Source organism: Paenibacillus doosanensis (assembly GCF_025060755.1).
Classification (GTDB): domain Bacteria; phylum Bacillota; class Bacilli; order Paenibacillales; family NBRC-103111; genus Paenibacillus_S; species Paenibacillus_S doosanensis.
The window spans coordinates 69,291-94,817 of sequence record NZ_JANYUY010000005.1 but is presented as its reverse complement, the minus strand read 5'-3'; the positions used below and the strand labels follow the sequence as shown (position 1 = coordinate 94,817).

Annotated in this window: 14 protein-coding genes; all 14 read right to left on the bottom strand. The window is 55.8% G+C overall.

The genetic code is table 11. The features are described from left to right. The 14 genes from N0M98_RS06440 to N0M98_RS06375 all read right to left on the bottom strand — a co-directional run bounded on the left by N0M98_RS06440 (nt 1) and on the right by N0M98_RS06375 (nt 25,370). A complete protein-coding gene (locus N0M98_RS06440) occupies nt 1–711 on the bottom strand; it encodes a hypothetical protein (protein WP_259617298.1) in 711 nt (236 codons plus the stop codon). Between the two features lie 193 nt (nt 712–904). Beyond that, nucleotides 905–1,651 carry a hypothetical protein gene (locus N0M98_RS06435; protein ID WP_259617297.1) on the bottom strand — a complete coding sequence of 249 codons (747 nt, stop codon included), beginning with the start codon at nt 1,649–1,651 and terminating at the stop codon, nt 905–907. A gap of 59 nt (nt 1,652–1,710) precedes the next feature. Continuing rightward, nucleotides 1,711–2,673: a carbohydrate ABC transporter permease gene (locus N0M98_RS06430; RefSeq protein WP_375295447.1), complete on the bottom strand. Its 963-nt coding sequence runs from the start codon at nt 2,671–2,673 to the stop codon at nt 1,711–1,713. Between the two features lie 38 nt (nt 2,674–2,711). Further along, nucleotides 2,712–3,578 (bottom strand): carbohydrate ABC transporter permease, encoded by an 867-nt coding sequence (locus N0M98_RS06425; RefSeq protein ID WP_249864007.1) that lies wholly within the window; start codon nt 3,576–3,578, stop codon nt 2,712–2,714. Beyond that, the gene (locus tag N0M98_RS06420; RefSeq protein ID WP_259617295.1) at nt 3,575–5,845 is read right to left on the bottom strand and encodes a DUF5696 domain-containing protein; all 2,271 of its coding nucleotides are present in this window, start codon (nt 5,843–5,845) and stop codon (nt 3,575–3,577) included. Before N0M98_RS06420 ends, N0M98_RS06425 begins: the two co-directional genes overlap by 4 nt. Continuing rightward, nucleotides 5,842–7,968: a YIP1 family protein gene (locus N0M98_RS06415; RefSeq protein WP_259617294.1), complete on the bottom strand. Its 2,127-nt coding sequence runs from the start codon at nt 7,966–7,968 to the stop codon at nt 5,842–5,844. The genes N0M98_RS06420 and N0M98_RS06415 overlap by 4 nt, the downstream gene beginning before the upstream one ends. Nucleotides 7,969–8,027: 59 nt before the next feature. Beyond that, the gene (locus tag N0M98_RS06410) at nt 8,028–11,165 is read right to left on the bottom strand and encodes a glycosyl hydrolase (protein ID WP_259617293.1); all 3,138 of its coding nucleotides are present in this window, start codon (nt 11,163–11,165) and stop codon (nt 8,028–8,030) included. 40 nt (nt 11,166–11,205) lie between these two features. After that, a complete protein-coding gene (locus tag N0M98_RS06405; RefSeq protein ID WP_259617292.1) occupies nt 11,206–13,269 on the bottom strand; it encodes a beta-galactosidase in 2,064 nt (687 codons plus the stop codon). Further along, nucleotides 13,266–16,466 carry a glycoside hydrolase family 2 TIM barrel-domain containing protein gene (locus N0M98_RS06400; protein ID WP_259617291.1) on the bottom strand — a complete coding sequence of 1,067 codons (3,201 nt, stop codon included), beginning with the start codon at nt 16,464–16,466 and terminating at the stop codon, nt 13,266–13,268. Before N0M98_RS06400 ends, N0M98_RS06405 begins: the two co-directional genes overlap by 4 nt. 18 nt (nt 16,467–16,484) lie before the next feature. Next, nucleotides 16,485–18,575, bottom strand: a complete 2,091-nt coding sequence (locus tag N0M98_RS06395; protein ID WP_259617290.1) for a hypothetical protein — start codon at nt 18,573–18,575, stop codon at nt 16,485–16,487. Continuing rightward, complete coding sequence (locus tag N0M98_RS06390; RefSeq protein WP_249864014.1) at nt 18,572–21,625, bottom strand: glycosyl hydrolase 2 galactose-binding domain-containing protein; 3,054 nt, start codon at nt 21,623–21,625, stop codon at nt 18,572–18,574. Before N0M98_RS06390 ends, N0M98_RS06395 begins: the two co-directional genes overlap by 4 nt. A gap of 121 nt (nt 21,626–21,746) precedes the next feature. Next, a complete protein-coding gene (locus N0M98_RS06385; protein WP_259617289.1) occupies nt 21,747–23,417 on the bottom strand; it encodes a hypothetical protein in 1,671 nt (556 codons plus the stop codon). Next, on the bottom strand, nt 23,392–24,279 hold the full coding sequence (locus tag N0M98_RS06380; RefSeq protein WP_249864016.1) for a sugar phosphate isomerase/epimerase family protein: 888 nt from the start codon (nt 24,277–24,279) through the stop codon (nt 23,392–23,394). The genes N0M98_RS06385 and N0M98_RS06380 overlap by 26 nt, the downstream gene beginning before the upstream one ends. Beyond that, nucleotides 24,276–25,370 carry a Gfo/Idh/MocA family protein gene (locus tag N0M98_RS06375; RefSeq protein WP_249864017.1) on the bottom strand — a complete coding sequence of 365 codons (1,095 nt, stop codon included), beginning with the start codon at nt 25,368–25,370 and terminating at the stop codon, nt 24,276–24,278. Before N0M98_RS06375 ends, N0M98_RS06380 begins: the two co-directional genes overlap by 4 nt. Nucleotides 25,371–25,527 lie beyond the last annotated feature (157 nt).

Here is a 25,527-nt window from a genome sequence, read left to right as displayed (position 1 = left end):
CTATTTTTTTCCGAGAGCCCATTGCACGGCCGCATCGAACAGCTTCCAGCCGTCATCCGTCTGGTTGATTTCTTCGCCCTCAAACATGTAGAAATACACCTCGCGGGCGGCGACCGTGTTGCCTTTCACATTTTTCACGCCTTTATCGTACGCAAAGATCGTCGCTTTCTGATCCTCACCCGGTACGGTAGCGACGACGATCGCTTCTTTGCCGGGGATGGCGAAGCCCATCTTGCCGTTATCCTTGTACACGTCGATCTTGCCCTGCAAGCCGGCGGCCAGCGGGCTGCTGCCGTCCTTGATCTCAATCGTCTTGGCCGCGTTTCCTCCGGTCAGGGAACCGTAGGCTTCGACGTCCGTCATGCCGGTATCGCTTGTCGACTGCGGCTCGGCGTATACGACGGGCACCGGAATGTTTACGAAAATATCTTTGATTTTATTCGAATTGACGGATTCGCTGACATAGATAAGCGCCATCCCATTCGCTTTCTCGGCCGTCAACTCTTTGTCGGCGACCACGGTGACTTCCAATCCGTGCTCCTGCTTCAGCCGTTTGGCGGTAATGCCGTCTCCCCCGCTATCCCTGCCGACGAACAGCACCTTGTTCCCCGCAGCGGCAGGAGCCCCGGACGAGCCGGCCGGAGCGGAATTGCAGGCCATCAGGCTCAATAACATCATGACAGCAACGATTGCAACCAAGAAACGTTTCATTCGAACTACCCCCTGTACATTAGTGGTAAAACCAACACCAAACCATTCCTGAGCGCCTTTTAAAGCTGTGATGAAAAGCGCCTACTGCGCATGCGGAAGCATCTTCCGATCGCTGTTGTTCCCGAATTTCTTGAACTTGTTGGCCCTTGAATGAGTTGAAATTCGGAAACAAAGGCGAACGCTTCGCTTCTCCTTATTTGCCGCCGTTGGCCGCAGCCCATGCTATGGCCGCATCGAATAGCTTCCAGCCGTCGTCCGTCAGCTTGGATTCCTCGCCTGTCGGTAAGGAAAAATATACTTGGCGGGCGGGAACGGCTTCATTATTAATATTTTTGGCCCCCTTTTCGTAGCCGAAAATGGTTACTTTCTTGTTGCTTCCGCTGGCAGGATATTCAGCTATCACCACCGCGTCTTTGCCCGGATGCAAACCGTAAGAGATTTTGCCCTCCTCTTTATAGATGGCTACCGTATCCTTAAGTCCCGCCGCCAGCGGATGCTTGCTGTCCAGAATATGGACTGTTCTGACCTTGTCTTCATCACCGTACTGCGATACTCCGACAAGCCCCGCATCGCTTGCCGCCTGATTTTTGGCAATGACGACCGGCACCTTCGACGTTTTAAGCTTGGCGTCCATCTTCGAGGAATTTACCCCCTCGCTTACGTAGACAACGCCGTAGCCGTTCGCTTTGTCGACCGTAAAATCTTGATCGACGACATCCATCACCTGATAGCCCTGCTTCTTCAAATGATTGATGATGAACGCCTCGCCGCCGCCTTCTTTTTTGCGAATGACCATAGCTTTCTTGGCATTCGCCGAGCTTGCCTGCACCCCGCCGGAGGAGGCGGGAGCGGAAGAGCAGGCGATGATCGAACCGAGCATAACGATCGACACCATTAGCGTGACCCATGCTTTCACAGGACGAACCGAATATGTTCTCATGTGCATCGTTCCTTTCTTTGATTTCATTTTATTTGGAATGGTTAGATACAAACTTCGGTTTACTCTACCAAACCGGTTCTTTCGACCCCTTCGATAAACCAGCGCTGCGTGAACGAATAGAGCAGCATCGGCGGAACGATCATGAGGAAGGTGGTGGACATCCGAATCGCTTCATCCGTCACCGACGGGCCGTACTGCTCGGCTTGCTGCCTTAAGGCGGTAGCGATCCGCGAAATGCCCATAGACAGAGGCGCCGTCTCGATATCGGCCAAATACATGCTAGGCAAGTAGAAATCGTTCCAGGTCCAAATGAAAGAGAACAGAAATACGACAAGAATCGCCGGCTTGGCCAGCGGCATCATCACTTTGTAAAAAATTTTGTACACGCTGGCTCCGTCGATCCGCGCCGCTTCCTCCAGCTCCTTCGGCTGGGTTGAGAAAAACTGACGGTAAATGATGACGAACAGCGCTCCCTTAAGTCCCAGACCGAAGAAGGCGGGGACGATAATCGGATAAATCGTATTCAGCAGGCCGAGCTCCCGGGCATAAATAATGTTCGGCAAAATCGTCACCTGCATCGGCACGATAAAAGTCAGCAGCAGGAAAAAAAACATGACGTTCTTGAACGGCACCTTCAATCTGGCGAACGCATAGCCGGTTACTGCGCAGGACATCGTCTGCAGCAAAGCGACCACCAGCGCCATCGTCAAGCTAGTTGCAAGCGCTTTGGGATATTTCAGCCACTCCCACGCATCCTGCAGGTTGCCAAGATAAATTACTCTCGGAAACCAGTTGACGGCGGGATCGAGCAGGTCGTCGGCGTTTTTAACCATCGTCGTCACCATATGAAGAATCGGCTTCAAATAAATGTAGGCCGTATCGAGCAAAATCAGGTAAATAAAGATCCGGAACAACAGCCCTTTATCCGCTTCTCTGCCTATAAGCTTATAGCGGATGTTCAAGAGCCAGGACCAAAGGGCCGGCTCCTTCCCATTCCTCGTTCTTAAACCGATCACAAGCATCGCCCTTTCGACATTGGAATCAATGATCTGGAATCTGACTATCTGGAATCTCTTTGCGATTTGGTCGCCCTGCTGAAAATAATGAAGATAATGCTCAAAAATACGCTGATAATGACGAAATAAATCCAGATGAGCGCGCTATATTGCCCGTATTCGCTGTCCCGCACTTTTTGCAGAATCGGGTTCGTCGGGAACGTGAACAGGTCGACGACCGTATAAATCATGTTCAAGAAAATGAACGGCGTCATAGCCGGCAGCGTAATTTTCCAGAACGTTTCCCACGGGCCTGCCCCGTCGATCCGCGCGGCTTCATAGGCGGAATTGGAGATCGTCTGCCTGCCTCCCAGGAAGATCAAGATTTGCACGCCGGAATACCACAAAATGAGCACGAACGAATCGAGAACGCCGATCAGCGGACCGGACCAGGTAGCCGATAAATTGGCTTTAATGATCCCGGATACGTTGTATTTGGACATAAAGCCCAAATCGCCTTCGCCTTGTGTCAGAAACTCCTTCACCACCTCGCCGGTCGATAAAATGACGGGAAGAAAGAAGATGGCTCGGAAGAAGGTCCGCCCCGCAAATTTTTGATTCAAAATAATCGCGATAAGCAAGGCGAAGATGACGATAATCGGAATCATGAACAGCGCTTGTCTTAGGAACGGCAGCAGCTGGTTATACAGCATATCCCCGTTTTCGAATAAAATGTAACGGTAATGCGTCCATCCGACGAACTGGGTGGTCGTGTAACTGGCCGTTATCGTCACCTTCTGAAAGCTCATGAAAAGCGAGTAGCCGAGCGGGAACGCCATAAATACGAGAAATCCGATAAACCAAGGGGCAATGAAGATCGACCCTTCGACATATTCAAGCAGGGATGCGCGCAGTTTCAGTTTACTTTTCATCGTCCGGCTCCTCCTTGAATAACGACAAAGTTTTGTGCGGGCACTTCCATGCCTTCGCTCCGGTAAGGCTCGATGCCGTAGTTGACGACGATCCGTTTGCCGTTCTCATACGTCGTTTCCTTGACATTCGGAGCGATCGTCCGGTGACTCGTAATAAATTGGTTCTGCACGTCGCCCAACGCTTCGTTATACTGTTTGTACTGCTCGGCGGCCATGTCCGCCCAGTCCGCAAAATGCGTGTTATAGTAGCGGATGCCGTACGCATTGACGAATTCCTTCGTCTCCGCCCTGGTGAATACGAAGGAAGGAGCGGCCCCGTACTCGATATCCCGCAAAAAGTCGTTGATATCTTCCTGACGGTTATTTACGTATTCTGAGGAGTAAGTGATAAGCCCGTGCGCCGCGATTTGGGCGAACGGAACGGCCTCGTCGGTGAATAAGTCGTAGGAATGGTCGTATACGAGATTCTGAATATGGTTGATTTCCGGCAGCGCGTAGAAGCTGGATTGGTTTCCGATGACGCCGCCGAGCGTCTCCTTAATGTTCTTCAAGATCGACTCCTGCACATCTCTCGCCTCATCGCGGTGCGAGCCGTAGGACGAGTTGTAATCGCTGAACAGCCGCTGCCCGATCCGGTTGACGCCAAGACCGTCTACGCCAAGCTCCTTGTAAGCGGCAAGCTGCTTGCTCACCATCTCCGCCGCGAATTTATCGCTTGTCACAGGCACTCTCGCATTGTTATAGAGCGGATTGAGATTCAGTTTGCGGCCGGCCAGATTGACGACGGCGTGGAATTTCTCGTCGAAGCCCCCGGCTCCCGTGTTATTCATCCCGTACTCCGTATCGAGATAGACGGGGAAGCCCTTGCTGTGGGCGTCGGCGATGAACGCTTTCATCCCTTTGTCGCCTCCGACCCGAGGATCGGCGGGCAGCGACTCGCCGAACGAGCTGTAGCCGTCCTTCTGCCAACCCATGAACATCAGCGACATGTTGCGAATTCCTTTGTCATACAGCGAATGAACCATTTCGGTCGCTTCCCCGGTGCTGGTCAGAGGGATGTACCGGTCGGTAACGATCCCCTTCTCGCGGTCGCCGCCGATAATATCCACATGCATCGGAAGATCGGCGTTTTTGGCGCTCGTGCGCTGAACGCCCTTCTCGTTCATCAAGTAATCGCGGTATTTCTGCGCCATGCCGACATAATCCGCTTGCTCGCTGCCGAGAATATAATATCTTACGACCCGATCGCTGCCGAACAGTTCGTTTTTATTGTAGTCCACAAAGCCCCATTCGTCGGGAGAATTCCGGCTCGTAAATTGCAGGAAGCTGGAGCGGAAATTCATCGTCGTCGTAATCCAGTTGTAGCCGCTTAATACGCCCGAAGGCGAAGCCACGACATTGGCGTATTCCTCTCCGTCCTGCAGCACGGCGAGAAAACCTTTGGAACCGGTCTTCATGCCGAATACCGGCATAATGATTTTGTTGCGGTTATTGCTTAATCCGGCAAATGTATTGTCTTGCCCGTATACGCTTTCATCGTATAGCTTATTGACATTCAGCTGATTATCCTTGAAGCGGATGAGCGCCCCGGCCCCGTCCGGAATCAGCATGTAGCCGTCCTGCCCGGCGGAATATTCCGCGCCGAAGAACGGGAACAGCCTCACCCATACAAGGCCCATCTTCGTTTCCTTGATGCCTTCGCGGACAACCTTCGTCTCCACGTAATCTTTCTCGATTTTGACTTCCACGGGGATCGTAAAGCCCGTCTCCGGGAACTCATAGGTTAAGGCGAAGCCGCCGGGAATCGTCCGCACATCCTTCACCTTGCCGCTTTCTGCGGGGATATTCGTTTCCTTAGCCTGCAGAATGCTCTTGGAAAAGTCCACGTATTGCACCATGAGCGGAGACGCCAGATGCTTCTTCCAATTTTCCGATATTTTCTCCTGAGCCCAGTACTGGGGATCGGGATACGAACGGAATACGTTGTTATTCCTTTTATCCTCCACGATAAAATGTCCCGTGCCGGCATCCATTTTCAGCCGCAGCGCGTCGGACTCCGCAACGGTTTTGAAGTCGCTATCCTTGGGCAGCTGCGCCTGAATCCCCTTCTGAGGAGGCGCCGAGCTATCCTGCCCCGCCATAATATTTCGGGCCTCAGGCGGCGTCCGGAATTCAAACTTGGCGTTAGCCAGCAAAACCGCGACGGCGATCAAGAGCAGAACGGTTACAATGGCGGATGGTTTATTTATTTTGCCGAGCCAAGTCATCTCAAGAGCACCTCCTGGAACATCTCGTAAAACAGCGATGCCAAATCGTTCGTCAATCCGGCGGTAATGAAGATCAGCACTCCGATGACCAGCATAGTGCAGAGGGTGAGGAAAACATTCATCACCGTCTCGCCGACGCTGTAATTATGCACCCATTGAATTTTCCAGAACATCAGGAGCCCTATCCATACGAGCATCGCATTGGCGATAAAGTTGTAGATGGACGATTCGGATAACGTCATGACGTTGGATATAAGGGCGAGCGGAATGCCGATGATAATGTAAGGCACCAATGCGTAAGCGCTGCCGATTAATATATCTCTAAACCGTCCCTCTCCGCGGTAAATGGAGCTGACCAGATAGTTGGCGATAATCCAGGTGATCCATACGATAAAAAATTGCGTAAAGATCGAATAAACATCGACCCGAACTGCCATATTGAACGAAAAGCTGGTGAAAAACTCCTTGAACAGCAGCGCTCCGTAAACGCCTATCATAATGAGCAGCGCCGCGGCATAGCTGCCTTTGCCTTCATACCGGACCGCGGTAAACCCGTCGACCGGATGCTTCAAAATGTAGAGGGAGTGCTTCAAATGAAGAATAAAGCTCCACTTCCATCTCGGTCTGTTTTTCCACTTTAAGCGGAATCGGCTTTTGGCCGTAAGCCGGTCAAGTACGACCAGCGCGATCGTCCCGAAAAACACGATGCTGGCGATCCAAGAGAAGTTTTTCTGGAACCAGCGCATTCTAATTTGCCAGAAGGCGTCGGAATAACCTTCATGGTCCCCGGCTTCCTTGAACAGCTTCTCCGCTGCCTCGAAATTTTCTTTCTTGTAGGCCGCTTTGGCCAGCCCCAAAATCGCCGGCGTGAACTGTGCGTTCATGCGCAGCACATCCTGCCAAGGCTTCTCGCTCGCTTCGTAATACCCTGCCAGCGTCTGCTGGTTCGCTTGATTAACCTTCTCGCCGAACTCCGACAGGCGGAATACTTGTACGATATTCTCCTGATCGTCGAGAACGAACAGCTCGTTGCGCGAGTTGACGTCCAGCGCGACCGGGCTTTTGATCAGCCCGACCTGCGAAGAGCCGACAGCCGAAGGGCCGCCCCAGAAATAAAGCAGATTGCCCGAGGAATCGTAATGGCTTATATATTTGTACTGCTGGTCGACAACGATCATATTGCCGTTCTGGTCTACCGCGACGTCGATCAACTGCGGCATGGTAACGACGTTCGCCTGAAGAAGCGCCGTATCCATCGGCCGGTATTCCCCGAATTCCTTCTGCGAGCTGCGCAGCAGGTTCTCCCCTTTAATATTCAGCTTCTTCAATTGGTCGGTCTTGATCGTTCCCCCGGTAACGGTATAAATATAACCGTTCTTATCCGTGGCGACGCTGTTGATCGTCTCCGGCTTCTTGGCGATCTCGTTGGCGTACATTTCCTTGGTGTACAGCCAGCGCTTGAGCGCATCCAGCGCGGAAAGCACCGTTTTGTTGGCGCCGAAAAAGCCTTGAAACTTGCCGCTTCCGTCCAACAGCACCAGTCCTTCGTAGCCGCCGTGAACCGCTACGTACAAAAAGCCGCGCTCATCGACCATGACTTTGGACGGATCGTATACGAACGTATCCGGGATGTACCTGGAATCGGGCCGCTTATATTCTTGCTGCAGCTTGCCCGTCTTATCCAGCTTGATTACCCGCTTGTTGCCCGTATCGGCGACATAAATATCGCCTTCCACGGTGACGAACACGCCCTCCGGTTTCAGCAGCGGGCTCTCGGGCACCGTAATATAGCGGATCAGCTGCCCTTGTTCATTCATATGAACAATCCGGTTATTGCCCGTATCGGCGATATAAATGTCATTGTGCGGATCGATAAAAATATCCTTCGGCGTCTGCAGCGGCGACTTGATCCTCTGCGCCGGATTGCCGGGATCGGGAACGGACAGATCCTGCCCGATGACGCCGATCGGGTAATACGCGGGCTGTAGCCATATCAGATTGCCGTTGCTGTCCTTGGTGAACGTGGAATATTTCACTCCCGCCTCCGCCGTCGCAGGCAGCAGCGCAATGCACAAGATGATCAAGGACAGAAGCAGCTTCCACCTATTGCATCTTATTTTCATGCTCTTTCCTCCAATTCTGTCTCTTCATTCGATCTTGAATCTGTCCTGCGACTGCGGAGTTAAGACCGGCTGAGCAGTCTTATCCGTCCAAACAAGCCGTACGGACGCAGGTTATAGTCCGGGGTATAGTCCGCCCCCTCCTTGCGAAACGACCCCCAGCTTGTTGTGGAAGGATCTCCCGATCTAAGGTGAAACGGACCGAGCATATTGCGCGGGCTGCCCATCACTTCAAGATCGATCCGGTTCTCGCCTTCGCGCAGATACTCCGTAAGGTCTACCAGATTAGCCGCTCGCCATGGCACATGACCCGCCGTTCGGCCGTTGACTCTGACCTCCGTCGTGACCGCGGAGTAGTCCCCCAGCTCCAGCAGCATCCTGCGCCCCCGCGGCGGATCATTCTGTACGAAATCCAAGTGATAGACGATACTGCCGCAATAATGCGGATATCCTTGCAGGCACCAGTCGCCCAATGCAAGCTTTGCAGGCTCGGCAATTATTGTTCGTTCCCGGTCCAGCGCAAAGCCGCCGATCAAATAGATGTCCTCCACTTCCATCCGGTTATGATAATGACAGGATAGCGTCAGTTCGTTCGCACCCTGCTTCAAAGGGGGCAGAAGCACCTTATCGAACGAGCGGTCGAGGAACCAGCCGTCCGGCGTATTGGCGGCCGGCATTCCGTTCAGCCGAATATCGTATTGCTCTGCCGATTCGACCACCAGGTGCACCGGTTCTGCCGGAACTTCCGCTGCGTCGAACGAAAACCGGAATGACGCCGGCGTGCCGTTGCCGGGATGAGGATCGTGAATCCATTTGTACCGCTGCTCGATTCCGTTGCCGTACACCTGCCTCATGCCGAGCTTCTCCCTCACATCCCGCTGCGCCCGCCAAACGTCCATTTCCTCCGACCACTCGCCGTGGCCGCCGAGCCGGTAAGAGCATCTGTCCAGCGTCAGCACGTTTGGCGCGGTGCGGCTGAAGCCGCATACCGGTCCGAGCTCCGTGATCAAGGATAACGATTCATTCGCCGCGGCGGGCTCCCGGGAGGCGTTCGCTTCACGAACCGGGCCGTCCGCCTGTTGGCTTGCAGCCCAAGACCCGCCGCCGAAAACGTACAATGCCGATCCGGCCGGGCCCAGCTCCGCATTCCATTGGAGAAAGCCGCCTGCCGCCTCCGCTTCGATCGTCTTCACCGCGCCGGTCAGCGGACACCACTGCTCGACGGCGCCGCCGCCTTCCAGGCGGATGCGAACCTGATGAGTCCCTTCCCGGTCGTTGTTGACGACAAACAACAGCCGGCTTCCGGCCTGATCCAGCTCGCGCAGCATGTAGAGCAGCTCGGGCGCTTCCAGCTGCTGCCCGTTCGTCAAGCTGACCCGGCGGGGGCTTATCGCTTCAAGCGCTTCGATCACCCGCTCGGTCTCCTCCGCCTCCGTCACATTCGGATGATCATACAGCTGCGAGAGCCGCTCTGCGGCTTCTCGACCTTCGATCATCGCGGGCCGCGGACCCGTCGCGACGATGCGTCCGCCTGCATGAACGAATTGCGTAAGCAGACGGAACGTGCTCTCCAGCATCGTGTCGATAGGCGGAATGACGACGACGGAATATTCCGCCTGCTCAACGGCCAGCTTGCCTCCGCGCACGGCGCCGACGTCCGCCATAATCGTCTCGTCGCCGAGATCGATATCGTAATGCGCTCTCAGCAGCTTGCCTAAAAAGGCGTTGAACTCGTGGCCGAAGTGATTGGCCGCGGACACATCCTTATCCTTTCCCCTCGCCTGGGCCCCGTACGGCAAGGTGCCGATACGGCTCCAAGCCGTCGAGGCCGGATGCAGCACGAGCACGTCGCGCACCGGCTTGCCTTCGCTCAATACGGCGGATAACCGCGCGAAGTAATCCTCCGCGACATGGTTATACTTCCACCAGCTCGTATTGTAGTTGAATACCGGGGGATAATCGCGCTTACGGCAGCCCTTGATCGAATATAAGGCCAAATGCTGCGAGCGGACGTTCACGCCGAGCACATATTGGAAGTCGCCGATCCATTTCTGCCCTTCGAAGGTGAAGCCCCAGCCCGTGCAGCCGTACGTTTCCGTAAGCACCTGCTTGCGTCCGAACTGATGGGCTACGCTCGTGCACTGCTTAACGGTTATGTATTCGCTCGTTTGCTCGTTCAGCATATCGATGCCGGGAACTTGTTGGTACCGGTAGTTCGGCATGACCGCTCCGCATACGCGGGTGGCGGTGCCAAGATTGTTCTCCCACAAATAATGTCCGGTAAAAGCGATCCCGTTCCCGTCGCACCAATCTCCGAGCTGTTTGGAGTACGCCTCGCTGAACCGCTCGGTGAGCGTTCTCCAGTAATCATGCCTTACCCATGCGGATTTTTCCCCGTCAAAGTACAAATAAGGAACGGCTTCCAGCACATCGTAACCCCGCCGCCGCTTGAAAAATCCGGCAAACGATTCGCTCCACGGAAGCCAGCCTCGGCCCGGCGTAAACCGGCAGTGCCGGTCATGAACGCTCGGCTCGTCGGTGAACACGCCGCGAACCGTCCGGCCGAACTGGCCGCCGACCTCGCGCTTGTACGCCTCGTACGTAATGTCGATAAAGGCTGCGACGGTATCGGGGTTCAAATTGTCGGGCGGCGCCTCGTTATTGAACCATTCGCTCCGCTCGGATACTTCCACGCGGAAAACGAGCAGCACCTCATGCCCGCCCAGCTCAGGCTTTCCGCCCACAGGCAGCCGCTCGCACCGCAGCATGCTTCGCTCTTCGATGACGGCGCGGAATAACGCAACCGCATCGGAATAATCCTCAGCCAGGCTGCCCGGCGCAACAACCTCCAGCGTAAGCCCTTTGGCGCGGAAGGCGTCGCCTCCTCTTGCCTGCACCAGCCCTCCGGCGAACCCGGACGGCCAGCGGTCCTCGTCATAGAGCCATACGTGCATGCCCAGCTCTTCGGCCGCCTGTACGGACCGGCGAACGCAATCCATCCATTCCGGACCCATGTACACGGTCTCCAGTCCGTCCCGGGAATGAATGAAAAATCCGCCCATTCCCTGCTCCTTCATCTGCTTGATCTGCCGGACCAGCTCTTCTCCGTCCAGCTCATCGTTCCAGGCCCAGAAAGGGACGGAACGATATTCCGTTCCCGGCCGTTCGAACCGCCGGAGCAGCCGCTCCCGCACGTCCATGCTACCGCCTCCTCGTTTGCGTAAGGTGTTAAGCGGGCGCTTAAGCTTCGTCTTCTCCGGCCTGCCTTAAAATAAGCACGCCCTTCGGCTCCAGCCGAAGCAGACCGCAAACCTCCGTCCCGCTCAGCAGCTCCGTACGAACGGTATCGCCCGCATCGATTTCCCGTTCTTCGTCCGCATGATTCATAATAAAGGTATACCGGATTCCGTCCTTCTCCCGGCAGGTTACTTCAACATCCTCGGGCGCTTCGCATAGCGGCGCGATTCCCGCGCGTTCGCATAGATAGCCCATCCACTTCCGCAGGAACGCTCCGTCCGGCTCCGCAGCCGCATACCAGGCTTCTCCGCGGCCGTAGGAATGCCGGGTGATCGCCGGACATCCGGCGTAATAATCGCCGCCGAATACGGCAACGGCCTCCGCGCCCTCCGTATGCACCGTTTCGCAAGCGGTACGGCAAGCATAGGCGCCTTCCAGCGATCCCAGAGGCTCCTGCATGACCAGCGAATTCCGCTGCTCAGGAAATAACGCGTCGATCTCCTCCACCCAGATGCCGAGCAGCTTGCGCAGTTCTCCGGGATAACCGCCCGGGGTGACGAGATCGGTTTCATTCACGATGCCGCTGAAGAAGGTCGTCACCAGCGTCCCGCCCTGCTCGACGTAGCGCTCCAGTTTCCCGGCGAAGCCCTGCTTCACCATGTACAATAGCGGCGCGATGACCAGATCATACCCACTCAAATCCGTCTTGACATGGATTATATCCACCTGCACATGATTGCTGTACAAAGCGTCGTAATATTTTTGCACCTGATCCAAATATTTGATATAGGAAGAGGGGCCTCCGCCCAGCTCGACCGCCCACCAGTTCTCCCAATCGAACAAGATGCCGACGCGGCTCTTGATCGTGGAACCGATCAGCTGTCCGCCGAGCCGCTGCAGTTCTCCGCCCAATTGGGCGCATTCCCTGAACACTCGCGTATGCTCATGGCCCGCATGATCGATGACCGCTCCGTGGAACTTTTCATAAGCTCCGAGCGACCGCCTCAGCTGAAAGAACATGATCGATTCGGCGCCCCGCGCAATCGCCTGATAGCTTCTGACCCTCATCACGCCGGGGCGCTTGACCGGATTGACGCTCTTCCAGTTGATCACCCCGGGACTTTGCTCCATCAGCATGAACGGAGCGCCGTCCTTAATCCCTCGCATCAGATCGTACCTCATAGCCATATAGCTTTCCGGCGTATGATTCTCGGGATAAATGTCCAAGGCGGCGATATCCAGATACGGCGCCCATTTAAAATAGTCCAGCGGCTTATACGTCCCGTTCCCTTGAAAATTGGTCGTGACGATGGCGTTTGGCATCACTTCTTTAATGGCGTCGTACTCGATCAGATAGCACTCCAGCCAGCTGTCGCAATTAAATCGGAAGAAATCGAGCGTAATGCCTTGAAAAGCCGTCTGATCCGCGTTGCCTCCCGATAACCCTTCGCTGAGGCCGCTGGGAAGAACGATCTCCTCCCAGTCGTAGAACGTATGGCCCCAAAACCGGCTGTACCAAGCCTGATTCAGCTTCTCCAGCGTGCCGTAGCGCCGCTGCAGCCACTTGCGGAACGCTTGCTCGCAGCGCTCGCAGTAGCAGCGAATGCCGATTTCGTTGTTGACATGCCACAAGAGCAGCGCCGGATGATCCTTGTAACGCTCGGCCAGCTTGCGCGCCATCAAACCGGCATAATGCCGGAAGGTCGGGCTGTTCGGACAGGAATTATGTCTGCGTCCGTATTTGCGCTGCTTGCCGTCGGCCGTCACCGTCAGCACATCGGGATATTTCCGCGCCATCCAGGCGGGATGGGCCGCCGTGCTAGTTCCCAAGCAGACCTTAACCCCATGCTCTTGCAGCTTGTTCATCGCCTCGTCAAGCCAATCGAAGCGATACGTCGTCTCATCCGGCTGGTTGAGCGACCAGGAGAATACGTTCAGCGTGGCGATGTCGATGCCCGCCAGCTTGAATAAACGCATATCTTCATCCCAAATGTCCCGCGGGAACTGCTCGGGGTTATAATCGCCCCCGTATACGATTTTGGAAAAAGCAACCGGTGCAAAGCTCATTGCTCAACCTCCTGTTTTCCATTCGCTTCCTTATGCCGTTCACCTTCATCCGCTTCTGCCAGCGGCTTCGGCCGCGCTCTTCCCAATCCCCAAGGCGATCGGTCTCGCTCCGAGAACGGCTTCAGCCGGACGGAGAACTCCAACTCCTGCGCCTTCAGCAGATAGCTGTCCAGCGGCGGAGCCTCGCCGCAGCTGTGATTGCCGATGGGAGCCTGCCGGTAGTCGAGATGCAGGATCGTTTCATTCAGCCGGATCAGATCGTACGTATGCTTCGCCTTGCTCAAATTGTCCGTCGAATAGTGGCCCGCGCTGACATCCAGCTTAGGTATGCCGCCTATATACATCCCGGTTCCCGCCGCATTCGTCACGACCGCCCACCGGACATCGGCTTTATTGCCGTTCTCCTGAGGCTTAATATAAGGAACGAACTGCTCTTGAACCGAGCCGCCGTATACGCCGAGCCGCCCGCTTTCTTTACGGTCCTCGTAACACTCGTGAGGGCCGAGACCGAACCAGGAGAAGCGCTCGAATGACCCCGGCAGCGCCAGCTCGAAGCCGAACCGCGGCAGCGGAGGAAGCCCTTCTGCCGGAACGATCCGCGCTGTCATCACGATATCGCCGCTTCCGTAGATTTCATACTTCGTCCATGTCCGGAAGCAGACCGGCAGACCGGCGGCCCCTAGCGCGCCTCGCACCTCAATGGCGAGCGCAGATTCCCCGTGCCGGAACGTCTCGACCGTGTCGACACGCTGCTGCAGCGCATCGAAGCCCGCTTTCCTCCATTCCTTCGCCTGGCGGGAATCGTTATCGATCGGCGCCCGCCACAGCTGCAGCTTCGGCCCTGCCGTCAATAACGGAACCCCGTTATATTGCCAAGCTTCGATTCCACCCTTGCCGATATTGAACTTGATGAAGAATTCGTCTCCCTCTATGTCAAGAAACCGTTTCGTTTCGATTATGTTTACCGCAGGCATAGATTCCGGCGCGATATAAGATGGCGTCTTCCGCTGTCCGTTCGAAACATCGGCCGCAATCATAATCTCCAGCGGAATATCGGCCCAGGCGACCTCATGCCCCCGCGGAGCCCAATCGGACGCTTGCTTCAGGGCGAAGCGGATATGCATCCAGCAGACTCCGCCCTCATGAACCGCCAGCTTTTTGCTCCAGGGGATATGTACGGTCGTCTGCTCTCCGGCGCCCGTATTCAGCTCGGGCAGTGCCCCCTGCTCCAGCATCCGTCCGTCGCAGTAGAGCGTCCAAGTACCGGCCAGATGTTCGAGGGTAAGAAAGTCGTAACGATTATGCACGGCGATCAGCCCCGACTCCATATCGACCGGCTCGATCTTGACCGGCTCCAGCACCTTTTTCACCTCGAATATCGATGCCTTCGGCCTGCGGTCGGGAAACAGCAAACCGTCAATGCAAAAATGGCCGCTGTTCGGATGATCTTCGAAATCGCCGCCGTATGCGTACCAAGCTTCCCCGCTGTCGGTATGCTGCAAAATGCCGTGATCCGCCCATTCCCAGATCAATCCTCCGAGCAAGCGCGGGTACTTGTACACCGCATCCCAATATTCCTTCAGATTGCCGACGGAATTGCCCATTGCGTGGGCGAACTCGCACATTAGATAAGGTCTCGGGTCCTCCTTCTCTCCCTCGGCGATGACCGCTTCCAGCGACGGATACATGCTGCTGACGATATCGACGACCGGGGCGTCCTTCGCTCTTTCATAATGAATCGGACGGGACGGATCGGCCCTGCGTATCCAATCCGCCATCGCATCATGGTTCGGGCCGTATCCCGATTCGTTGCCGAGTGACCAGACGATGATGCTGGGATGGTTTTTATCCCGCTCCACCATGCGGATCGCGCGATCGACAAAAGCTTCCTTCCATGCCGGGTCTTCGGCCAAATAGCTCTCGTTGCCGACAAAATGGCCGCCGTGCGTCTCCAAATCCGCTTCATCGATCACATACAAGCCGTAATGATCGCATAAATCCAGCCAACGTTTATCATTGGGATAATGGGACAAGCGGACCGCGTTCATATTATGCCGTTTCATCAGCAGGATGTCCTCGATCATCGATTCGTAAGGAATCGTAAACCCGAGCTGCGGGTGAAATTCGTTGCGGTTAACCCCTTTCAAAATAACGGCTTTGCCGTTCACCAGCAGTTGACCGTCCTTCACGGCGATGTCCCGAAAGCCTACCGCTGTGCTTGCCGCTTCCAGCACTTGATCTTGCCCGTCGGTTAATTCCAGTCCGAGGTAATACAGATGAGGCGTCTCCGCGCTCCAGCGAAGGGGCGCGGCCACCGTAATCTCCGCTTCAAGCGCCCGCCGTTCTCCTGCAGCCAATTCGTCCACGATGACGGCCGAGCCTTCGCAAACTTTGTTTCTCATGCCGTCAAGAAGCGAAATGCGCATGTGGCACGGCTCGGCGGTCCGGGAATCGTGATCGTTGCCGATGTCAATCTTTATACTGAGCACCGCATCCGCCGTCTGCTCCGGGAAGCGGGTTTGGACCGCCACATCCCGGATATGCGCATGCGGAGCGGATTTGATATAGACGTCCCGGAAGATACCGCTTAACCGCCATTTATCCTGATCTTCCAGATAGCTGCCGTCGCACCATTGATATACTTGGACGGCGATGACGTTCTCCCCCCGCTTCAGCAGCGGCGTAATGTTGAATTCCGACGGCAGATGCGAGCCCTGCCCGTAGCCGGCCGGATGCCCGTTCACCCATACGTGAAAGGCGGAGTCTACCCCTTCGAACACGAGAAACTGCTGCCGATCCTCCCAGCCTCCGGGAAGCCGAAAGCTTCTGCGGTAGCAGCCCGTCGGATTGTCGTAAGGAACGTAAGGCGGGTCGATCGGGAACGGGTAGTAGCTGCTGGAATAGAGCGGTCGTCCGTACCCTTGCATCTGCCAATTGCCGGGGACGTCGATACGAGCCCAGCCTTCAGGCTGAAAGGACGGCTCGAAGAAATGGTCCGGCGCCTCATCCGGACTGTCCGCGTAATGGAAATCCCAGCTTCCGTTCAGCGATAAAAAGTAAGGAGAAGCGGCGGGCTCGTTCGCCATCGCCGACTCCAAATCGGCGTAAGGGATCAGACCGACGGAGGGCGGCTCCGCATTGCGGCTTAGCACGTCGAGATTTTGCCAATCCGGCATCGCTTGTTTGTTAACGTCCACGTCGTATGTCCCCTTTCGTTATTTTGCAAGTTCCGCCTCTTGGAACCGTATGGCGTTTTGCAGCATTAAGGCGATGACCCAGGAAGGATTCCATTTATTGCTGTGGCCGCGGTGGTTCCAGTTCGTCTGGAAAAAGCCTTCGGCCTGCTCGCCGATAATATCGAATTTCCATTCTCCCGGCTTCGTGCATATGCCCTGACCGAGCGCATCGAAAATCATGCGCCCCCAGCGCTCGTCATCCGTCCGGCCGGTCGAACGCCCGAAATCCCACAACTCGAAGGTCGGGAAAAACACATCCAGATGATGATTTTGCACGCTGACTCCCGGCCAACCCGCCGCCTGAAAGCCGGCCTCCCGGAACATGGAGCCTTTATCGTATACGGGATTCCACATATAGACGAAGGTCAGGAGCCATTCGGCCGAAAGCTGCGCCCATTCCTCATAAAGCGGCTTGCCCGTCGTTTTATACAGATGGTAAGCGGCCAGGAAGAAATACATACCCGCTTCCTTATCCTCGCATTTGGCATCCAGCGTGGAGCGGGCGAAAGGACGATCGAACGTCGCTGCATGCAGCTCGTAATAGCACTGCATCATCGCTTCGGCCGCAGCCAAATAATCGGGCTGCCGCGTAATCCGGTAAGCTTGCACCAAAGCGATCAGGCAGGGCAGCCCTGCCGCCGTAATCATATTATCGTAGGGTTTTCCGGAGAGATCCCAAGCCGCGGGAAGGATTCCGTCCTGCAAACCTCCGCGGATAAACAGGTCGGCCGCATCGCAAACGGCTCGCACCCATTCCTCCGGTATCGCTCTGCCTTGCTCGCGGAACAGCAAAATAATGTCCCCTAAATCCGCTATCGTTTCGCCGTAGGCTCTGCTGGATACGACCTTCTCCTGACCGGAACGGAAATCGTCCCAGCGGGTTTCATGCAACATATAAGAGCTGTGGCGGATTCCCGGCACTTCGGTTTCGCTTTCCTTAACATAGAAGCTCGCCGCCTGCTCGCATCTTGCGATGCGCTCCTCTTCCCCCCGGGAGAAGCCTAGCTTGGCGTCGCACCAGGCCAGCTTCAGACATTGTCCGGTCCAGCCGTACATATAGTGCAGCGGATGCTTGGAGACATTGCCGAAGGAATTCGAATCGGTAAATTTGATATACCCTGCCGCTCCCCCGGCCCCGGTTCTCCACCTGTCATCCAGCGCGTTCGACTTCAACCGTACGATCTCCGCCGCTGTATGCGGTTTGGCGCCTTCGGGAGCAAACAGCTCGGAAGCGGCGCGAACCACCTCGCGGAACGCTTGGCCCGAGCGGCCGATTGCGCCCCAATGAAGCGCATACTCCTTTTCCAGCGCAAACCCGGGCGCAAAATCGAGATAGCCGCCGTCGTAAGGCTGCGTCCTGCTTTTGGACACATAGACGACGTCTTTCTCGCCGTTCATCATCAGCACGCCGCTCATGGCGGCAAACGTCAGTCCCCGCTCCTCTTGAAGCGCTCCCAGCGATCCGTAATGGACCTTGCCGTCCGGAGTTTCGACATAGCTCGGGAGAGAGAATAAGGTAAGGAAGCGAGCTTGCTCCCCTTCCCGCCACTCCGCGTTTACCGCAGGAATCGGCAGGCGGTGCTCCTCGCATAGAAACCCTCGGCCCGCTCCTTCTCCGAGCTTGGGAACGATCCGCTGCGGATCGGAGGACGGATTATTGTTGTAGATCATATGCGGGATCGTTACCTTCTCCTCTTGCTTTCTGTCCAACGGGAACAGCAGACCCGCTGCCGCGTCGCGCAGCGTCATGCCGCTGCGATTCTCCCAGGCAGCGGAAATCCGCAACAGTCCGTTCGCGTCGAAGCCGAGACGTAAGGAGAATCGTATCCCGGACAAGTCGCCTTCGACAACAAGGCGCTCTTGCTCCTCAGACAACTTGGTGTGATTCAGTCGCACAGGCTCGCTGCTCCAAGGTTTACGGACGGAGAAACACAACATTTCCTGCAGCCGTCCTTCGAAATAAACGGCGGATGATTCTTGATCCCGCAGCGAAATCGTCACTTCATCCCGCTCCGCCGTCACTTCCGCCGACTTCCGGCGGTCTGCGCTGAACACCGTGTACCGCGTCATGCCTTCGCACCTCCGCTTTGCAATAGGGTAATTAGTAACCTGTCGAGCGTCGGATTAAAGCCGACCCTTCCCGACAGCGGGAAGCAAACGGCGTAAATCCGGCCCTTGCCGACTTTTTTCTCCGCAATGATCGGCAGCTTGCGCTTCTGACCGTCGGACTCGCCCTGCGTCGTATAGGAGAAGACGATCGGCTCCAGCCCCTCCCCCAGCAGATGGCTGTGGCTGATTCCGTCGAGGCGGTCGTTTTGCAGATTGTAAAAGTAAGCGAAATCGTCATGCTTCATCCATTGCAGCTCCGGCCGGTTCGCATTTACTCCGAGCGTATACACTTCTTTGTACTTGGCCGTCTTGATTTCGCCGCCCTCCAGCTCCCAGCAAGTATGGTTGGAAGTAGATACCGGACGTCCCAGAATGAACATGGCGGTCGCTCCGTGACGGACTTTTTCCAGCAGCGAGGTCCGGTGCCGCACGAACGCCTCCTTCGTGGAAACGATAATCGCCCCGTCCTGCGCGTCGTCCTCCTCGTATGAAGAACTCTCCAGATCGAGCAGCGAGCACAGCACTTCCGATTCGGAGTCCAGATAAGAAGCGCGAACCGGCTTCGGCTGCAGCCGCCTCATCCGGGCGAAGGCTTCGAAACGGAAGCGTTCCGCGTTAAGCTCCGCTCCGTGCTCGTCGATTAAGGCCGCATCGATGAAGAACGGCTGCCGCTCCGCCGTCGGCGGCACAGAGAAGCGGATAGTACCGGCATAGCGAGAGGATGTCTGCGGCAAATCGCATGTCATTTCGTAGCTCCCGTAATCCCTCTGGCCGTCGCGCAGCGTAGCGATGATCCGGCAGCCTTCGTAGCTTTGATCCGTATCGTTCAAGAGCCACGCTTCGATTTCCATCGTTTCCCCTTCATACACTTTCAGGCGGTCGCAGCGCAGGTTCACCCGCACCGGCTCCAGACATTGCTTATAGGTGAAATATGCCGGCTTGGGAATGCGGTCGGCTCCGACCAGCGCCTTCATCCAGCCTGCCGGCCATGCGTCGATCAAGAGATGGATCGCCGTCGAAACGACCAGATCCGTTCTTCGCCGCCAAGCATCGGTCATCAGCTTCGTCGCCAGACATTGGTGCTGCTGGCTCGCTTCAATCCAGCTGTGCATCGAATGCTGCTCCCCGAACCAATCGCCGTGCATCGCATACGTCTGCGCTCCCTTGATCCGGTTCGGCGACCAACGCTCCTTTGTATCTTCGGGCAGCCATTCTCTTGGATAGCGGCTCGTCATTAGCTGCGCATTGTCCAGCCCTTCTGTGCCATACTCTCCGCAGCCCGCTTTCCAGCCCGGACGAATGGCCGGCAGAAAGCCTTTGTGCAGTTTTCCGAGAGTAATTCCGTTATTCGTGTACCACATCGTATAGCAATGAAAATCGGGCAAGCCTTCACGTGTCGGCGGGTTATAGTCGCCGTCCGCGTTTTTCACCACCCGGTCGGGATTTTCCACATAAATCGCCTGGCGAGCGGCGATGAAGAACGCTTCCAATTCGTTGCGGTGCAAATGCCGATGTCCTTTGCGCCGCTTCTCCGTACGCGACGGCTCGTTAATCAGCGACACCATGACGGAGGAAGGATGGCTGCGAATCAGCCGTTCCATGTCGGCCGCCTGACGGACGCCTTCCACGAACTGATTGCGGCGGATAAAGCCGAAGGTCGGCAAGTCGCATTGGTGCATCATGCCCAGCATGTCGAAATAATCGTAAATTTCCTCCTGCACGGGCCGCTGCGTAATCCGATAAAAGTTCATATTCGCCGCTTTGGCGATCAAGATGTCGTCGATGAGCTGTTCCGGCTTGTTTTGCATCACGCACTGCTGCAGATGTCCCATTTCATTGGCTCCCCTGAGAATGACGGGGCGGTTGTTCAGATAGAGCGTTCCTTTCGGCTCTCCGTCTTCATCCATATGAAACTTGCGCATGCCGAACGTGCGGTCCAGGCAATCGGTGCAAACGCCGCCGTTATTCACTTCGACGCGGGCTATGTATAGATAAGGCGCGTCCGGCTCCCACATACGAAACTGAGGGAAATCGACTTTATAGCGAAAATAATTGATTCCCGGCCCTGCGTAAGCTATCTGAAAGCTTAACGGGCCGATGCCGGTTCCGGCAAAATTTTTCGGGATCAGCTCCAGCTGCATTTCGAAATCTTCCAGCAGCTTGTTCGTCGTGTTCATCGCATCGATCCACACCTCGACATGGCCTTCGTCGAGGTTAGGGCGCACGAACACATCTTGGATGAATAACTCCGAGCGCTGTTCCAAATACACCGCATTATAAATGCCCGCTCCCGGGGGGCAATGATTCCAGCCGCTGTACGGATCGTCCCAGCCCGGCCCCGTCGCCGCATACATTTTGTCCCCGTCCAGCTTCGTTCCGCCTACCCCCATCATCGGGTAATCGTTATCGACTTCGACGACAAGCGTATTATGCTGCTGCAGGAAGTCGGTCACATCGAATTCGAACGGGGCGAAGAAGCCTTCGTGACTGCCGATGCATTTGCGGTTTAAATAGACGGTCGCTTTATAATCGACTCCTTTGAATACGAGAAATACCCTTTTGCCGGCCTGAACCGGTTCGTAGGCAAACTCTTTACGGTAAAATCCGGTCCATTTGCCCTTATCCCCCGACGGCCCGCGAAAATCAGGCACCGTGGCCTGCTCCCAATCGCCCTCGCCTTCGAGCACGCGAGTGAAATTCGCATCTTCCGCCGTTTGATAACGGAACTGGAAGCGGGTATGCCGCTGCCGATCCCGCGTCAACGAGGGCGCCGGAGCCAGATTGCGCATGAAAGGCCGATATTTCATGCGCAGCAGCTGCAGCTCATGCTGAAACATGGTCAGCTGCGTCTCGTATGAAAAGGCCGGGACCTCCTTGGCCATCTCCGATCCCGGAGCGAAATACGCTTTCTCGTAAGCTATCGGAGGAATTTCATGCAATTCGTCTTTATTTCCCGGATGTTCGCGAAAGGCGATTTCGGCGAACGGGTCCAGATGTTGGGTCTGCTCCAAATGAATTTCCTCCTTTACTGCATAAACTGGAACCTTGGAACTATGAAACCTGGGGCCGCTTTCTTCAATACGATAGCAAGCGCCAGCCCCTGTTCCGGTTTCCAAGTCTTATCCTGTCTTCTTATGTCGAACGGATTTCAAAATCCAATTCGCTTCCGTCTTCATTCCGTGCGTACATCCGAACTTCTTCCTTCCCGAACCGCTGCATCCAGCAGTCCGCGTCGCCGAGAAACGGCTGTACGGCTTCCCGAACGTTTTCACTTAGGAAATCGTCCGTGACAAGCCATTGTCCCAAGCCTTTGGCTCCGCTTATTCGGACATCGGCGGGACAGTCCTTTGGCAGCAGCCAATCGGCTATGACGACGACAGCCCCGTCCTCGGCCTTTTGGCGCAGCGCCTGAAATGTTGCATCCGACAAATCGGAACCGCCCGCCATGATCAGCTTAGGCCGGCCGAGCTGCCGTCCCGTTACATATCCGTCGTATACGAGGACGTTATGAACGGGATACAACAGCGGATGAATCGGCTTCCGTCCGCTGCCTATGTAGCCTTTTTCCAAAGGAAAGCGTTCTATGGAAACCTCCCGCTTCAGCTCATGCCTCGGGAAGTCGTATCCCGGTATATGCATGCAGCTTCCGTACGCGGGAATGCGTCCCCTGCTGAGCAAATGCCATATGGTAAACACGCTTTGACTGCGTGCAATGGACTCTTGATCCGACGAGCGGTTTCCGAACAACCGTTCATTTTGACCATAGTTGCTGTCGTCGGAATGAATGATCACGATATCCGGATCGGCTTGCGAATGATGCCACCGGAGCGGATGCCCGGGAACATAGCTTTTAACGAACTCAAGCCAAACTTCGCCGAATTCCGTCTTCGTGAAGCCCTCGCCCGTGCTGCGGAGAAGCACATCGGCATTTTCCACAAACAGATGGGACGGGCCCATCCAATAGCCCATTCGGAGAGCCGAAGCGAACTCCTCCGGCGAATGTCCGGGGAACCCGTGAAACCGCGTGAACCATGCCCCTGTATCGGGTCCCCACAGATCGGCGCATATCCACATGTTTCTTCCGTACTGCTTCGCCGCCCCCAGCGCGGTAGAAAGCTGCAGCGATTGGAACGATTCCTTCATGATCTTGGGACACAGCTCCATCCCCGCTCTGGCGTAAGTATGGAACGAAGTCGGAAACACCTGCTCGGAAATCAGCGGCATCGCCCCCGGATTGCGGCCTGCCCGGTTCATTGCGTCCCCGACATGCCGGACTCTGCCGCGCACGGCCGACTCGACGCCGAGCCGGGATCGTTCAAGCGTCTCGCCGTCGGTGAGTCCCCAATGCGGGAACCAGCCGTCCTTGCGGTACTGTGCCGCATTGATTTGCAAATGCTCCGGTTCGTCGTACAATAAGCCGATGCAGCGTCCGGAGGCGGCAGCTTGAGCCAAGGCGTCATCCGGCAGGTCGTACCGGTTCGTGCCCTCGACCCAGGGCCCGTTGATGTTGCCGTACTCGTTGCCTAGACAAATATCGAGCCCCGCTCCGGCCACATCTTCCAGAAGCTCCTTGTAACCCTGCATTCCCGGCAACGCATGATGGACGTAGAAGTCCGCCTGCAGTTCTTGAAGCGCCCGGATAAACGCTTGCGGCTCAGGTCTCGGGTCCTGCGACGGGCACACGCTTCCGGTTCCCGTTCGCATGACCGAATCGGAAGCTTCTTTGCCCCACGGGTCCTGCCAAGCGACGACAGGTCCTTGAATGCCTAACCTCGGTTTACGCTTCATGGGCATCACGCGCATTCGGTTTTGCTTCCCCCGCCGCTGCAAACGCTTGCCGAATCAGCTGCAAACATTCCTCGACTTCTTCCGGCTTGGCATGTTCAAGAATTAACGGCACATCCGGCAGCCTTTTCATCAGAAATTCCGCATAAACGTTCCAATCCGCCTGTCCCGCGCCTACCCTTGGCGTCGTAAAGCCTTCGTCGGAATAAAGCGAATCCTTGGCGTGAGCGATCGGGGACTGACCGGCAATGCAATCGAAGATTTCGGTCATCGCCCGGCGCTGAGCTTCCAAGCCGCTCAAATCTTGCACCGTCAAATAATTGAACGGGTCCATGATCATGCCGAGCCCTTCCGTTCCGAGCTCCTGCAGAAGCCGCTGCGCCTGTTTCGGCTCGGCCAGCACATTCAGCGCGAAGCCTTCAAGCAGCAGCACCGCATTATTTTCCGCCGCGCGTCTTTGAAGCCGCTGCGTAATGGCGAGAAGCTGCTCCCACGCTTCCGGCGAACGGTTTCCTTCGTAATCCCGCCATGCGTTGGAAGGATGCAAGCTTCCGGTTTCCGTGGCGATATATTGGGTTCCATAAGCGGAGCACAGATCGATCATTTTCTCCAGCTGGACCAATTTTTCTTCGCGTTTTGCCAAATTCGGATTGAGCAAATTCGTATACCCCGACAGGCCGACGATCTGAATGCCTCTGCTTGCAAAAATCCGACAAATTTTATCGGCCCTTGCGGTAGAGAACGGCTCGTCATCCATCACCTGCAGCTTCTGCTTGATGTCCAGTTGAACGTAACGGAGCCCGTGCTTCCCGGCCTCCTCCGCCATCGCTTCCGCAGAGAAACCCATATAGACATAACTCATAAATCCGAGTTCGTTCATCCTCGTTCGCCCCCGCTCCAAATTTCCGTTCTCTCGACGACCCTGCCTTCCTCGCTGGAGGCAACCATCGCCGTCGTCATCGCAATCGTCTGCAAATTGTCCTCGATCGTTACCGGAGGCTCCTGTCCTTGATCGAGCGCGGTAATAAACGCGAGCATGGAACCCGCGAAGGCGTCCGGGAACCAGCTTCCCTTCAGCTTCATTTCGTGAATGACGTTTTTATGCTTGTTAATCGCCATATACAGCGTATCCTGCGTGCACCACAAGCTTCCTTCGGTCCCGTCCACCCACCATGTATTGCTGTGGGAACGGTTCGCTTTGGCGATGTTGTTAAAATGAAGCGAAGCCATAAACGGATGTCTGCCGCCCTTCGGACCGAATTCGACATTGGCCGAATAGATGAGCGGATCAATCGCATTCTGCTCCCTCAGTTGAGCCGTCGTACAGTGCACTCTGGACCAATCTTCGGGATACGGGTTAAAATAACGGCATAAATCGACATAGTGGACGCCGTGATCGACGATATTGAAATTTTTCATCTTCGTCCACCACCAACCGGCCTGATCCTGGAACGAGCGCATATAATGATGAATGCTGTAGATTTCTCCGATCAGCCCCTGCTCGATCGCCAGCTTCAGCGCTCTGTGCGCCGGAGCCCACCGTGCCTGCTGGTTCACGCCGAGCACGATGCCGAGACGCCGGGCTTCCTCGCCGAGCAGCTGCGCGTGCTTGATGTCCATGGCAAGCGGTTTCTGACATAAAACGGGGCGCGGCGCTTGGCTGATGCTTCTCAGCACCTCCAGCCTCGGTGCCGGATGGATCGCCATGTCGATCACCGCTACCTCCTCCATCTGCAGCAGCTCGTTCACATCGGTCGTCCATCTCGGAATGCCGAATTTCTCCGCCGTTGTTCGGGCCGCTTCCTCGCTGACATCGCAGCATGCGGCAATATGTAAACCATACTTGCGGTAAGCGGGCAGATGCGCCGTGTTCGCTATGCTTCCGCAGCCTATGAGTGCGATGCCGTATCGGTTTAAATCGGATATATGAGATTTTCTCGGTAAGTAATCTTCCGGTCTTATAAATTCCATTCTAATCACCTCTCGATTTTTACTTTACACCAGTTCAAAACAACATATATAGGTTGTTTCTGCCCACTTTCGGGGCGGATTGCAGCAAACAGGCCACCCGGTTAGGATGGCCTGTCTGTGATAGCTCCGAACGATGCAGCGCGAAGCTTGCGCTTAT